We start from the raw sequence: 356 nt of genomic DNA, 5'->3' as shown, positions 1-356 counted from the left end.
CGGCGACCTGAAGGCGGTAACCGCAAGGAGCCGTTTAGGGTAGAACCGGTAACTGGGGCTAAGTCGTAACAAGGTAGCCGTACCGGAAGGTGCGGCTGGAACACCTCCTTTCTGGAAAGATTCCTGTCCCTCGGCTTTCTCTTTTACACATTTCACACCTTCCCGCACAAGTGCGGGAACAAGTTCATTGACATATTGAAGTAGAGACTGTAATAATGGTTCATTAGTGATAATGAGCAAGTAGAAGTAAGTGATTAAGGGCGCACGGGGGATGCCTAGGCTCTCAGAGGCGAGGAAGGACGTGATAAGCTGCGAAAAGCCACGGGGATCGGCCAATACGAAATGATCCGTGGATG

The 356-nt window shown here is 51.1% G+C and carries 2 rRNA genes; both read left to right on the top strand.

The features are described from left to right. Nucleotides 1-111: ribosomal RNA gene (locus B0E43_RS31205) — 16S ribosomal RNA — on the top strand; the annotation flags it as partial. Between the two features lie 133 nt (nt 112-244). After that, nucleotides 245-356 (top strand): 23S ribosomal RNA (locus B0E43_RS31200); the annotation flags it as partial.

Source organism: Algoriphagus sp. A40 (genome assembly GCF_002002735.1).
Taxonomy (GTDB): domain Bacteria; phylum Bacteroidota; class Bacteroidia; order Cytophagales; family Cyclobacteriaceae; genus Algoriphagus.
The sequence above is the reverse complement of the archived record's forward strand: the minus strand, read 5'-3'. Positions and strand labels throughout refer to the sequence as shown.